The following is a 13,069-nucleotide window of genomic DNA, read 5'->3' as shown; positions in this document are numbered from 1 at the left end:
ACACAGCGCCCCACTTTCTTATAAACTAACAATTTGTACCTTGGGGGCAGCTTCGAGAATCTTTATATCCATCTCTGCTTCATACTGTTTAAAATTTTCTGCAAAAGCTTCTGCTAACTTATTGGCTTGAGCAAAATAAGCCTCCTTATCCCTCCAACTGTCTCTTGGGCTTAATATATCACTCGGTATATTCGGACAGCTTCTTGGATAGGCAAGTCCAAAAATCAAATGCGTTTGGTAATCAACCTCATCCAAGTCACCCCGTAGAGCTGCCTGAATCAAATTACGTGTGTGAACCAAAGGAATACGTTTACCGACGCCATAGGCGCCTCCTATCCATCCCGTATTAACTAGCCAAACTTGAACTTGATGCGTTTTTAGTTTTTTGCCAAGTATAGCTGCGTATTTTGCAGGATGTAGGGGTAAAAAGGCCTTTCCAAAACAGGCGGAAAACGTAGCGGTTGGTTCAATGATGCCAGACTCAGTACCGGCCACTTTAGCGGTATAACCGGAAATAAAGTGATACATCGCTTGCTCAACGCTCAATTTCGAGATTGGTGGCAAAACGCCAAAGGCATCCGCCGTGAGGAAGAATATATGTTTTGGGTGTTCAGCTATTGCCGGTTCAACGGCCCCTTTAATAAAATGAACCGGATAAGCCGCCCGCGTATTTTCCGTTTTGCTAATGTTGTTATAATCGGGTATGCGCGACTCCCCTAGCATGCAAACATTCTCCAGCAATGTGCCAAATCTTATGGCATTAAAAATTTGTGGTTCTTTTTCTTCGGCAAGTCCAACACATTTGGCATAACAGCCACCCTCAAAGTTGAACACCCCCTCTTCACTCCATCCATGTTCATCATCTCCGACTAACATTCGCGCCTCATCAGCAGACAAGGTTGTTTTACCGGTTCCTGATAAACCAAAAAACAAGGCAGTGTCGCCTCTTTCCTTACCTACATTTGCCGAACAATGCATAGACAAAATACCCTTTTCTGTTGGCAGCAAATAATTTAGGACTGAAAAGATACTTTTTTTAATTTCTCCGGTATAACCTGTTCCACCGATGAGCACCACTTGCTCCGTAAAATTAATAATAACAAAATTCGCACTTCTTACACCATCCACCAGTGGAATTGCTTCAAAACCGGGAATTGCCAAGATGGTCCAGTTAATGGATGATAATGGTTCATTTCGAGATGGCCGCATAAACAAATGGTGAGCAAAAATATTCTGGTAAGCCGACTCCGTAATCACTCGCAGTGTTAAACGATGGTTTTTCTCTGCGCAGACATATCCGTCGCGCACGTAAAGGTCGATGTCCTTCATATAATGCATCATTTTAGTTAATAACTGCCCGTAATACTTCGCCTCCAACGGTTGATTGATATCTCCCCACCAAACGGTGCTCTTCGTTTTATCATCATGCACAATGTAACGGTCTTTAGGTGATCTACCTGTAAATTTCCCCGTGTCCGCAACCAGAGCACCGCATTCTGTCAGCACACCTTCGCGATTCAATATAGCATGTTCAACTAAAGCAGGAACAGATAATTGATAAAATATTTTTCCTTTCGGATAAAATTTTTGATTCCCTAAATCTAGTGGTTCAGAAATAGTAGAGTTCATATAAATTTGTTTTGTTGAAATTCCAGGTCAAAACTAAGCATTAAAAAAGATTAAAAAAATTCAAAAATAGCTAATAATCAACACATTGTACAAAATACACTTTCAATTCAAGTACTATAGCTCCTTAATACATAAGCACTTATACAAAAAGAACACCTATTTATTTTTTTTATCATTTTATTAAAAATATCAGCTAAACAAACAATGTATTTAATAAATCCTAAAAATTATACAACAATAAATGTCATTAAAACAAATAATGCCATATGAACCAAATACACCAAAACATGCTTTTAACTTTTCATTTAATTTTTTTTATTATATTCAGCAATTAAAGAAACAAGTTGAAAGATCATGAATCTATATACCATCGAAGCCGGACTATTTAAATTGGATGGTGGAGCTATGTTCGGAGTAGTACCGAAAAGTATATGGCAACGTACTAATCCACCGGATGAAAACAATTTGTGTACTTGGGCTGCTCGACTTTTATTGATAGAAACCGGTGACCGGTTAATCTTGATAGATACAGGTTTAGGTGATAAGCAAGATGCCAAGTTCTTTGGTCATTATCAACCGCATGGGAGCAAACTCGATGACTCATTGGCAAAATACGGATTTCAAAAAAGTGATATTACCGACGTACTGCTAACTCATCTTCATTTTGATCATGTCGGAGGCGCTGTCGAAAGACGAGCTGATAGATTAATCCCGGCCTTTGAAAACGCTACTTACTGGACAAACCAAAAACACTGGCAATGGGCAATTTATCCCAACGATAGAGAACGAGCGTCGTTTTTAAAGGAAAATATTTTGCCTCTTCAGGACAGCGGCAAACTACAATTTATCGAAGAAAATGAAAAAACTTTTTTCACAAAAGAAATCCAAATTCGATTCACCTATGGCCATACGGAAGCCATGATGTTACCACAAATTAGCTATAATGGAAAAACCATTCTCTATATGGCTGATTTATTGCCTTCCATTGGACATATTCCGTTGCCTTATATCATGTCATATGACATGTTTCCCTTAAAAACACTGGAAGAGAAAAAAACGATACTAGAAGAAGCCTTTGTAAATAACTATATTCTGTTTTTAGAACACGATCCGTTGATTGAATGCTGTACACTTAAACAAACAGAAAAAGGATTAAGGCTCGATAAAACCTTTAAATTGCAAGACATTTGGCGATGAACTTTTAATGGTTGTCATTTAAATTTTCCTTTTTACGATCATCCTGAAAGTCTTTTAGATTCGTTTTATACCAGAATGGAACATTTATATGGATAGCCGCTTTCGCTATTACATAAGCAGCAGTTGGTGAGGTTAGGCATATGAAAAACATGATGCCGAGCCCTTTTAATAGTACCTCAATGTTATTGAAATAAAATACAGCCGCAGCGATAATCAAGAGCACGCCTAAAGTTGAGTTTTTCGTAACAGCGGACAGTCTACTATAAAAATCGGGCAACCGTAATAAACCGATTGCCGAAACGAACATGGTAAAAGAACCAAGCGTGGCTAAAATGGCGCTGATAATTAAGGTTAAATTGTTCATTACTTTCTTTGGTTTACAAGATAATAGGCGAATGATATGGCCCCCAAAAATGCGATCAGGGAAAAAACCAAGGCAACGTCAAAAAAAATGAGTTTGTCCGTAAACATTACATATAAGACCAGTAACCCGATTAAATAGGCAGATATTAAATCGAGAGCAGATAATCGGTCTGCTATGCTCGGCCCTACAATAAATCTATATAAAGCGAGTAAAACTGAAAGAGCAAGTAAGCAGACACAAAACAACAAAATATATGAAAAAATAGTCATTGCTTCTTCGTTTTGTTTATTTTCTTCATGACTTCATTGTCGCCCTTTCCTGACGTTTGGATCGTGTTAACGCCTTTCGAAAGGGCTGCAATCTGAAGCAGTCTCTTTTCAAATCCTTCCTGCATATATTGCTTGAAGCTTGGCAACGATCCTCCCTCCAGATAAATGGTGTGCACAAAAAAGTAACGCTTATCGTCCGAAATTCCAACGATCAAAGTGCCGGGCGTGAGATTTGAAATATTAGTGAGAATCATTATTTCCATATCGGAATGAAGCGATAAAGGTACCTTTACTACCGCTGGTCGTAAATTGATCCTTGGCGTAATAATCTCTTTTGTTAAACGCACATTGGAACGAATAAATTCTTTAATGAAGTATTTTAAAAGATACATTAGCTGGATTACCAGTTTAAAATAGCGCCGTTGAAAAACGGATAACAGTCCCCAAAAAACGGTATAAAAAAAAAGAAAAGCTAACAAGGCGCCACCCGCCGTTTCCGGAACAAAGGTTATTTTCTCAAGTATCCAATAACTTGCGTAAAAGCTTACCAATAAATGTATAATAAATAAAATGAACATAATTTCTCTTAGCAAAGTATGAATGCGTACTCAGATTAAAAATTCATTATCGCTGCATAACCGCGTTAATATAGCCACTCGGTGTCAATACCTGCTCGGCGGCTCTTTGTGTATACTCAATCAGCCATGATGGACTGAAGCTGATCCATAGCGTTACAAGAAACAAAAAAACGCTTGCGATATATACTTGGTAATATTCTTTCATAAAAACACGTTCCGTGATCAATTGTTCCAATCGCGTATCGAATTTTGTTAAAAAACATTTTCCCCAGATACGCATCATCGAGTATAAGGTTAATAAACTGACTATTAATAGCAGTGCGACAGAACGATAATCGTATACAGAGAGGCCGGCATCCACTAACATAAACTTACCCCAAAAACCCGAAAATGGCGGTATACCTACCAAGGTTAGTGCGAGTACAAAAAAAAGAAAAGACAAGCGCGGAAAGTGATCGTATAAACCATTAATATCTTTCACGCGATAAGAACCTCTGGCCTTTCCTATGATACCAACCACAAAAAAAAGGTTGGTCTTAACCAGCATATGATGCAGTGTGTAAAAAATAGCCCCGGCAACCGCGGCGGGTGTATATACCGCTAAACCATAAACTATAAATCCAATTTTGCTTATTAAATTATAAGCCAGCACTTTTCTTATATCGCGCTGAGCAATAGCTCCGAACACGCCCATCAACATAGTAAGACTAGAAATAATAAGTATAAAAACCTGCAAATAATGATATTGTTGTAGAGGAAACAATAAAGTAAACGTTCGGATCATCGTATAAACGCCTACTTTCGTTAGTAAACCCGCTACAATAGCCATAACAGCGATAGGCGACGTGTGATAAGAAGCCGGTAACCAAAAATAAAAAGGAAACAGCGCCGCCTTAATCCCAAAGCTTGCTAATAACAAAACCGCTGCTAATTGCGTCACAGTTTGAAGAGCAGGGTCCCGTAAGCTTTCTGCTAAGGCTGCAAGGTTGGTATTACCGGTTGTACCATAGAGTATACCGATAGCTAACAACAAGAACGATGAAGCAATAAAATTGATGATTACATATTTAATTCCTCCTTGTAATTGATCCTTTTTACTACCTAGTGTAATAAGCACGAACGATGATATCAACATAACCTCGAACCAAACATATAGATTGAACAAATCGCCCGTTAAAAAAGCCCCTGATATACCTGCCAACATAAACATAAAAGCGGGGTAAAAACCGATTTGCTTTTTTCTCGTAGGCATTACGGAATCGGAAAAGGAAAAGAGTGATGCACTAACGGCGAGTAAAGCAGTCATAGCGATCATTAGTCCTGCAAAACGATCGACAAAGAGTGTGATACCAAACGGAGCCTCCCAACCACCAACTTGCATGGTTAAAAACTCCTCACGGGCCAATACCTTTACCAATTTTACGCCGCTGATTAGTGCAATCACCGTCGAAATCAAAACAACCGCCCGTTGAATGTTGACACGCTTATAAAACAACAAGCATAATATTCCACCCAACATAAAAATTAAGAGCGGCGTTATCGTAAGGTAAATTGAATTGACATTAAACATCATCCGTATCTGTTAAAGCATCTAAATTATTGGTATGACTGGTTTGGTAGATTCTTTTAAGTAAAACGATTACAAATGCCTGAACACCTAGGCTAATAACAATAGCCGTTAGAATAAAAGCTTGAGGAACCGGATCCGCCATATTATCTAAGGGCACCGCTCCATCATTTCCTGAAACAAATGCAGGATGGCTGTCTACCAAACCGCCGGTAATTAATAAAAACAGATTACAGGCATTCCCAAACAAAATAACCCCGGCAATCAGTTTCATAAAACTTTTGTGTAATAACAGGTAAACTCCGGCCGCAAATAAAAAACCCGTCAAAACTGAGATTCCTATGATCATAAACCTATCTGTTAAAAATGGCAAAAGCAATTTTTAATATCGCCCCGGTGACAGCCATATAAACGCCAATATCAAATAAAAGAACTGAACTTATTGTGCCTATCCCCTTTACAGTGATATCGCTCCATAGCGCATAAAAAAAACCTTCACCGAAAATCATTGACAAAATGGCGGACGAAAAGCTAAGCAACAACCCTATTCCCGTTAAAATCATTGTATCAATCTTATAGGTTTGTTGCGTTTCCGGCACGCCAAAAGCAATCATATGAAAAATTAATCCGATCGATAATACCAAAGCCGCAATAAAGCCACCTCCCGGACTGTCATGCCCTCGGAATAGAAGATATAGCGAATACACGAGAAAGATGGGCATAAGTACTTTAACGGCAGCTTGCAATATCGCAGTCTTCATAACTTGTCCTCCTTCGATTTTAAATTAATTAGTGCAACAACACCAAGCGCAGTCATACTCAATACAACCATTTCTCCAAACGTATCAAAAGCCCTAAAATCAACCAGCATGACATTTACAACATTTTCTCCATGGCCTCTGGGAACACTATGCTGAATATAAAAATCTTTAAGTGCAGGATTTAACGGGTATTGCTGTACGCTGATGAGTATACATGTTATGATAATGCCAAAAGCAATGGAAACACCCGCAATCAATACTTTTCTTGGCTCTAAGGGAAAGCTGGCACTTTTCGGCATTCGGTTCAATACGATCGTAAAAATCACCAACGTGATCGTCTCAACTAAAAATTGCGTCATGGAGACATCAGGAGCACTAAAAACAGCATAAAATAAAGCGATTCCATATCCCACGAGGCTCAAACAAACCAGGATACGCAAACGGGAAGAGGTTCTTAAAATAAACAACGTGCCTGTAAAAATAAGAAGTAAAGGAAAAAAGGCATAAACCTCTGAGAATGAACTTTTCCAATTGTCGAAATGAATTTCCGAAAAAAGTTTCCCCTCCATGTAGATCCAACTCAGCATGACAATAGGGACAACGAATATCACCTTTAAATACCGCGTCAAAAAGCCATGCTGAAAAAAACGAGTTACTACATAGGTGAAGGATTGCAAATGATGTAAAATAGATCGGTATGCATGATCCAAAGAAAACAATTTTGTTATCTCCGCCAATCTCCTAAACTTGCTCTCTCCTACATAAAAGGCCAATCCTATTAACCAGGTTATACCACTCAATATAAAAGCGGTATTAAATCCGTGCCATAATGACAAATCGATTTCCCGAGCGCCACGCTTGTTCATGGTTGTCTCAGCGGCAACTGTAAAAAACGACTCAAAATGAGCGCCCCCTATACCAAACAAGAGTCCCATCAGCGACAGGAAAACAGGAGGACCCCACATTATAACAGATACTTCTTTAACAGCTTGCGATAAAACCGACTTACCGAAAAAAAGATCATAGGTTAATTTCACTGCTAACATAAAATAAATCGCATTGGTAATAATAAAAACGATCAGAAACCAATACAGATACTCTTCACCTCCCAATAAAGCTTCATATAGCTTCTCCTTTACAACAAAACCCAAGACCGGTGGCAAACCGGCGAAAGCTAAGCCGGCCAACAAGGCAGCACATGTGGTAAAAGGCATATTTCGATATAAACCGGACAGCTTTCTCAAATCTCTTGTTCCCGTTTGCCTATCTACGTTGCCGGCAACGAGGAATAAAGCGGCTTTGTAAAGTGCATGTACTGCCAGGTAAAGTAAAGCCCCTTGCAAGGCTAAGTCACTACCAACACCAATCAAGGCCATCAATACCCCAAGGGTACTGATGGTTATAGATGCCAAGATGCTTTTTAGGTCAAAGGCTTTCACTGCCTTGATCGCTCCCAATACCATAGTAATTGATCCAATGGCCAGCAAACTGACTTGCCACATGATATCGGTTGAAAAAACCGGATTCAGACGCATTACAAGAAAAACCCCAGCCTTAACCATGGTCGCCGAATGAAGATATGCACTAACAGGGCTCGGCGCTGCCATGGCATTAGGGAGCCAAAAATGAAAGGGAAATTGGGCCGACTTAGTAAAACACCCTATTAGAATAAGCAGTATGATCGTACTCATTCCTGCCAAAGTCTGTCCATTTTGGATAATCGCCGATAAATGAAAACTTCCGCATTGATGACCGAGTAGTAACAACCCGACAAATAGAGCAAGACCACCTAAATTGGTAATCAGTAAGGCTTGTAAAGCGGCTCTTCTTGCTTTTTTTTTATGATTATTATAACTAATTAAAAAATAAGACGATATACTCGTCATCTCCCAAAAAACATAAAGTAGAATAACGTGATCTGCGAGAACCAGCCCTAGCATCGATGCCAGGAATATGAATAGATAAAAGAAGAAACGATTGGCTTTGGGCTTCCCTTTCATATACTCAATGGAATACAAAAGAATAAAAGCACCAAAAAGGCTGATGAGTAAAGCAAAGAATAAGCTTAGGCCATCCAAGTAAAGACCTATATCAACCTTTAATTCAGGCACCCAAGAAACTGCCTCAATTACTTTCTCTCCTTGAATTACAGGTTGGATATACGTGCACAGGTAAATAAATACACCAAAGACACCTAATGTACCTAAAGCACCCGGAATTGCAGGCTGATACTTATAAAAGAATAAGAATATAAAGCTTAAAACAATGATTAATGATAAAATTAGGGCCATATTGTATATAAGGGACTAACATAACAACAGCAGACAAGCCATTTTGTTAGTCCCTAAACACAAATTAGTCCCTACATACGCTCGGGGACCTGAATTCCAAGTAACCTCATCGCTTTTTGTATGACGGTTGCCGTTGCTGCTGATAGGTTGAGCCTAAATTCTTTTAAGCTCTTCTCTTCCGCTTTTAGGATAGACACCTCGTGATAGAATTTATTATAAAGTTTGGCAACTTCATAGACATAATTGGCTATCACTGCAGGGCTATAATCCGCCGCAGCGCCTTTAACAATGTCCGTAAATTTCGCTAATTCTTTAATCAAGTCCCGCTCAGATGCTTCCAAACTCATTGGCTGCACGCTAAAAGGAGTAGTTCCATAGTTGCCCTTTGTTAAAACCGATTTTATACGTGCATGTGTATATTGAATAAAAGGTCCGGTGTGCCCCTGAAAATCGATGGACTCATTGGGATCAAATAGCAAGCGCTTTTTTGGCTCCACCTTTAGAAGAAAGTACTTCAAGGCACCCAAACCAATCATTTCATACAGCCCCCCCTTCTCCTCCTCCGAGAAATCATCCACTTTTCCCAGCTCTTCAGTCCTTAGCTTCGCCGTATCAATCATTTCCGCCATTAAATCATCAGCGTCCACCACGGTCCCTTCTCTCGACTTCATCTTTCCTGAAGGCAAATCTACCATGCCATACGAAAGATGATAAAGACCTTCGGCCCACGATTTACCTAGCTTCTTCAAAATCAAAAAGAGCACTTTAAAATGATAATCTTGCTCGTTGCCAACCACATAAATGGAGTTGTCCATACGATAATCATCGTATTTTAACTGAGCGGTACCCAGATCCTGTGTAATGTAAACGGAGGTACCATCTCCACGCAAAACAAGTTTTTGATCAAGGCCATCGGCCGTTAAATCAATCCAAACAGAATTATCTTCTTTTCTAAAAAATACACCTTTAGATAAACCCTCTTCGATAATATCTTTTCCTAAAAGGTATGTGTTCGATTCATAATAAACTTTATCAAATGTTATCCCCATCTTTTCATAGGTTTCTTCAAACCCATCATAAACCCAGCTGTTCATTCGTTTCCACAAATCTATTACTTCATCATCTCCGGCTTCCCATTGACGAAGCATCTCTTGTGCTTGCAACATTAAGGGAGCTTCTCTCTTTGCCTCTTCTTCACTTTTTCCCGCCGCCTTCAGCAAATCCACTTCCTTTTTGTATTCCTTGTCAAAAAGCACATAATAATTGCCAACCAACTTGTCACCCTTTAGTCCGGCCGATTCAGGTGTTTCTCCTTTGCCGTACTTCTCCCAGGCAAGCATCGACTTGCAGATGTGAATACCCCGATCATTAACCAAATTAGTCTTTATAACCTCATAGCCGGCCGCCTCAAGAATGGCTGCAACCGAAAAACCAAGTAAGTTATTACGCACATGCCCTAAATGAAGCGGCTTATTTGTGTTTGGCGAAGAATACTCTACCATTACACGTTTTCCGTTTTTCGGAATTTCTCCAAAATCCGGTTTTGAAATTTCTGTATCCAGAAGCTGAAGCCAAAAACTATCCGTCAAACTTAAATTCAAGAATCCCTTGATCACGTTATATGAAGCTATTTCAGCAGCGTGGGCAACCAAGTAATCACCGATTTCGCTTCCTGTCTGCTCGGGTGACTTTTTCGAATATTTGGTGAATGGAAAGGTTACAATAGTGACTTGTCCTTCAAATTCTTTTCTGGTTTCCTGTAAGTTAACTGATTTTTCATCAACTTTTACTTGATATAAATCTTTTATAGCTTGAACTGTTAATGATGCAATAAAATTCATGCGCCAAACTTAGAGAAAATATCGGAATTTTATATTTAAAAAATAAACGCTAATTTGCAGCAATGCATAGCATATCCCGATATGCTGATGCATTTTGGAGTCTATCGGTTATGAACACCCACCGGGTCAAACTATAATACCTAGTAATATAAACCACACATGAAACCGCTCATTAACGTCAATTCAGAAATTGGCACGCTTCGCAAATTACTTGTTCATAGTCCCGACAGTGGATTGGGACAAGTCGTGCCCTCTAAAGCCCAAGACTGGCTTTTTGAAGACATTGTCCATTTAAACACTTTACGAAAAGGAGAATACGACTATTATATAAAGTTATTATTGTACTTTTTAGACGCTCAAAAAATAAAAGGAAAGCTAAAACATATTGATACACCGGAACAAGACCGTGCATTCTTTAAACCGGATGCGAAAGCATTCCATCGCTCCGACAAAGTGATTGAAGTACAATCACTGTTGGCAGACATATTGGAAGATCACAATGTTAGAACTAATCTTGTCGCAGCAGTCTGCGCCATCGAAGGCTGTAATTACCGATTGCAGCAACTCTTGTCAAAAAAAGACCCTATTAAATTAGCCAAAATTATTCTGTCCGGATCACTAGACGACGAACATATGATTTTTGCTCCCATCCCCAATCTTATCTTCACCCGTGATCTAGGCATCGTTATTAACCGTTTTATTTTGCTCAATAAGCCCGCCAAAAAAGCGCGGGGCCGTGAAAGCATGATCATGCGGTATATATTCTTCAACCATCCTATATTTAAAGACTTTCAGGAGACTATCCTTGAAATTCCCGACCCTATACAACATTTTCTTCGTCCCGGTGAAGACGAAGAAAAGCGCGCCACATTGGAGGGCGGCGATGTAATGGTGGTTAGTTCTAATCACGTCCTTATTGGCTGTAGCGAACGGACATCTCCACATGGTGCCAATGAAGCTATTAAGTTGTTTTTTAAACATAAAGTAGTAGAAAAGGTAACGGTCATTAAGATCCCTGCAAAACGCGACTTTATGCATATTGATACGATTTTCACACAAGTAAAACGTAATGTATGGGCTGTTCTGGCATCCGTGGCTAAACCTACCCCAAGTAAGGACGAAGAGCCACTCGATTTCTTTACGGAACCTGAACAGCAAACAGCGGAAATCATTCAGTTTTATAGCGATAAAACCCTGAAACCAAGACGTTTTCCATCATTGGAAGAACTTTTGGATGATATAAGTAGAAACGACTTAAACAGTACGGAAAAAACGCAATTTATCTATAGTGGAAACAACGTCTTCCCTTTTGACGCGCGCGAACAATGGACAGACTCTTGTAATTTACTTGCTTTGAAGGAAGGTGTGGTATTAGGTTACGACCGAAATGATAAAACTATTCAAGCCTTTTTAGAGAAAGGTTTTCAGGTTAAGGAGGTTGCCAAAGTCATAGAAGAGTTGGAACTTGATATCCTCCATATTAATCAGATAGAAAACACGCTTATCCTCTTACCTTCGGCGGAATTGTCAAGGGCCCGCGGCGGCTTTCACTGCATGAGCCTGCCTTTGCTACGAGATGACATCCACTAAAACACTTTCCTATGAGCCTTACCAGCCAGATTATGATGATTAGACCCGTAAACTTCAATTATAATGAAGAAACGGCCGTAAACAACAAGTTTCAGCAAGCTACACCAAACGCTGATGTACATAGGCTTGCCTTAGCTCAATTTGAAAGAATGGTTTCCTTATTGGAGAAAAACGGTGTGGACGTACAGGTAATTGAAGATACACGGGAAACATTTACGCCCGACTCCATCTTTCCAAACAATTGGATATCTTTTCACGAAGATGGCTCTGTTATACTTTATCCAATGTTCGCCGAGAACCGCAGAAAAGAAAGAAGACAGGATATTATTGACATGCTTTCGAATAGTTATGAAATAAAGAATACGATTGACCTCACTCACTTTGAGCATAAGCACCTCTTTCTTGAGGGCACGGGCAGCATGGTACTTGATCGGCATCATCATATTGCATATATGTGCGCATCTCCAAGAAGTTCGACGGACGCTTTATATGAATTTTGCAAACAAATGCATTACATGCCGTTAATATTCGATGCCGTGGATAAACACGGCTTCGCTATCTACCATACCAATGTTATGATGTGTATAGGCAATAACTTCGCAGTAGTTTGTGAAGAAGCGATAAAATCGCTTGATCAAAGGGCTCAGGTGATAAAAAGCTTGGCACAGACGGAGAAAGAAATTATTGGCATATCGCTCGACCAAATGGAGCATTTCGCAGGTAATATGCTGCAAATAAAAAACAAATACAATGAGTCACTGTTAATCATGTCTGAACAAGCTTATTTGTCACTGAATAAAAAACAGTTGAAATGTCTGGAAAAATATGCACAGTTGCTTTATTCCCCCCTTGATGTGATTGAAAAGAATGGTGGGGGAAGCGCTCGATGCATGATGGCCGAAATATTTTTACCTCCTAAAAAAAGCCTTATTTAACAAACTAATAGACTTCTTATTTTCTTGACATCAATTTTATAAAAATC

Annotated in this window: 12 protein-coding genes; 3 read left to right on the top strand and 9 right to left on the bottom strand. The window is 39.4% G+C overall.

The annotated features are described in order from the left end of the window. Positions 1-18: 18 nt before the first annotated feature. The gene (gene pckA, locus E0E36_RS19095; protein WP_130857356.1) at positions 19-1,629 is read right to left on the bottom strand and encodes a phosphoenolpyruvate carboxykinase (ATP); all 1,611 of its coding nucleotides are present in this window, start codon (positions 1,627-1,629) and stop codon (positions 19-21) included. 354 nt (positions 1,630-1,983) lie between these two features. Between pckA and E0E36_RS19090 the strand changes: the two genes are divergently transcribed. After that, on the top strand, positions 1,984-2,826 hold the full coding sequence (locus E0E36_RS19090) for an MBL fold metallo-hydrolase (RefSeq protein ID WP_130857355.1): 843 nt from the start codon (positions 1,984-1,986) through the stop codon (positions 2,824-2,826). Between the two features lie 4 nt (positions 2,827-2,830). Here E0E36_RS19090 and mnhG read toward each other — a convergent pair whose 3' ends face one another. The 8 genes from mnhG to argS all read right to left on the bottom strand — a co-directional run bounded on the left by mnhG (position 2,831) and on the right by argS (position 10,497). After that, complete coding sequence (gene mnhG, locus E0E36_RS19085; protein WP_130857354.1) at positions 2,831-3,190, bottom strand: monovalent cation/H(+) antiporter subunit G; 360 nt, start codon at positions 3,188-3,190, stop codon at positions 2,831-2,833. Then, entirely contained in the window at positions 3,190-3,459 is a 270-nt protein-coding gene (locus E0E36_RS19080) for an MrpF/PhaF family protein (RefSeq protein ID WP_130857353.1), read from the bottom strand. The genes mnhG and E0E36_RS19080 overlap by 1 nt, the downstream gene beginning before the upstream one ends. Continuing rightward, positions 3,456-4,037, bottom strand: a complete 582-nt coding sequence (locus E0E36_RS19075) for a Na+/H+ antiporter subunit E (RefSeq protein ID WP_130857352.1) — start codon at positions 4,035-4,037, stop codon at positions 3,456-3,458. The genes E0E36_RS19080 and E0E36_RS19075 overlap by 4 nt, the downstream gene beginning before the upstream one ends. 46 nt (positions 4,038-4,083) lie before the next feature. Continuing rightward, a complete protein-coding gene (locus E0E36_RS19070; protein ID WP_130857351.1) occupies positions 4,084-5,610 on the bottom strand; it encodes a proton-conducting transporter transmembrane domain-containing protein in 1,527 nt (508 codons plus the stop codon). Beyond that, positions 5,600-5,953, bottom strand: a complete 354-nt coding sequence (locus E0E36_RS19065) for an NADH-quinone oxidoreductase subunit K (protein WP_013666276.1) — start codon at positions 5,951-5,953, stop codon at positions 5,600-5,602. Before E0E36_RS19065 ends, E0E36_RS19070 begins: the two co-directional genes overlap by 11 nt. Before the next feature lie 4 nt (positions 5,954-5,957). Then, on the bottom strand, positions 5,958-6,365 hold the full coding sequence (locus E0E36_RS19060) for an MnhB domain-containing protein (RefSeq protein WP_013666275.1): 408 nt from the start codon (positions 6,363-6,365) through the stop codon (positions 5,958-5,960). Then, a complete protein-coding gene (gene mbhE / locus E0E36_RS19055; protein ID WP_130857350.1) occupies positions 6,362-8,656 on the bottom strand; it encodes a hydrogen gas-evolving membrane-bound hydrogenase subunit E in 2,295 nt (764 codons plus the stop codon). Before mbhE ends, E0E36_RS19060 begins: the two co-directional genes overlap by 4 nt. 71 nt (positions 8,657-8,727) lie before the next feature. After that, on the bottom strand, positions 8,728-10,497 hold the full coding sequence (gene argS / locus E0E36_RS19050) for an arginine--tRNA ligase (RefSeq protein WP_130857349.1): 1,770 nt from the start codon (positions 10,495-10,497) through the stop codon (positions 8,728-8,730). Between the two features lie 159 nt (positions 10,498-10,656). Between argS and E0E36_RS19045 the strand changes: the two genes are divergently transcribed. Together E0E36_RS19045 and ctlX are read left to right on the top strand one after the other, a co-directional pair. Continuing rightward, a complete protein-coding gene (locus E0E36_RS19045) occupies positions 10,657-12,087 on the top strand; it encodes an arginine deiminase family protein (protein ID WP_130857348.1) in 1,431 nt (476 codons plus the stop codon). Between the two features lie 11 nt (positions 12,088-12,098). Beyond that, positions 12,099-13,022, top strand: a complete 924-nt coding sequence (gene ctlX / locus E0E36_RS19040; protein WP_130857347.1) for a citrulline utilization hydrolase CtlX — start codon at positions 12,099-12,101, stop codon at positions 13,020-13,022. Positions 13,023-13,069 lie beyond the last annotated feature (47 nt).

This window comes from Olivibacter jilunii, from assembly GCF_900607235.1.
In the GTDB taxonomy this organism is placed as follows: domain Bacteria; phylum Bacteroidota; class Bacteroidia; order Sphingobacteriales; family Sphingobacteriaceae; genus Olivibacter; species Olivibacter oleidegradans.
This window is presented reverse-complemented; position numbering and strand designations above follow the sequence as displayed.

What these genes read in the sequence shown, in the direction of transcription:
- pckA (WP_130857356.1), bottom strand. Translation starts at nt 1,629, where the DNA reads ATGAACTCTACTATTTCTGAACCACTAGATTTAGGGAATCAAAAATTT.
- E0E36_RS19090 (WP_130857355.1), top strand. Translation starts at nt 1,984, where the DNA reads ATGAATCTATATACCATCGAAGCCGGACTATTTAAATTGGATGGTGGA.
- mnhG (WP_130857354.1), bottom strand. Translation starts at nt 3,190, where the DNA reads ATGAACAATTTAACCTTAATTATCAGCGCCATTTTAGCCACGCTTGGT.
- E0E36_RS19080 (WP_130857353.1), bottom strand. Translation starts at nt 3,459, where the DNA reads ATGACTATTTTTTCATATATTTTGTTGTTTTGTGTCTGCTTACTTGCT.
- E0E36_RS19075 (WP_130857352.1), bottom strand. Translation starts at nt 4,037, where the DNA reads ATGTTCATTTTATTTATTATACATTTATTGGTAAGCTTTTACGCAAGT.
- E0E36_RS19070 (WP_130857351.1), bottom strand. Translation starts at nt 5,610, where the DNA reads ATGATGTTTAATGTCAATTCAATTTACCTTACGATAACGCCGCTCTTA.
- E0E36_RS19065 (WP_013666276.1), bottom strand. Translation starts at nt 5,953, where the DNA reads ATGATCATAGGAATCTCAGTTTTGACGGGTTTTTTATTTGCGGCCGGA.
- E0E36_RS19060 (WP_013666275.1), bottom strand. Translation starts at nt 6,365, where the DNA reads ATGAAGACTGCGATATTGCAAGCTGCCGTTAAAGTACTTATGCCCATC.
- mbhE (WP_130857350.1), bottom strand. Translation starts at nt 8,656, where the DNA reads ATGGCCCTAATTTTATCATTAATCATTGTTTTAAGCTTTATATTCTTA.
- argS (WP_130857349.1), bottom strand. Translation starts at nt 10,497, where the DNA reads ATGAATTTTATTGCATCATTAACAGTTCAAGCTATAAAAGATTTATAT.
- E0E36_RS19045 (WP_130857348.1), top strand. Translation starts at nt 10,657, where the DNA reads ATGAAACCGCTCATTAACGTCAATTCAGAAATTGGCACGCTTCGCAAA.
- ctlX (WP_130857347.1), top strand. Translation starts at nt 12,099, where the DNA reads ATGAGCCTTACCAGCCAGATTATGATGATTAGACCCGTAAACTTCAAT.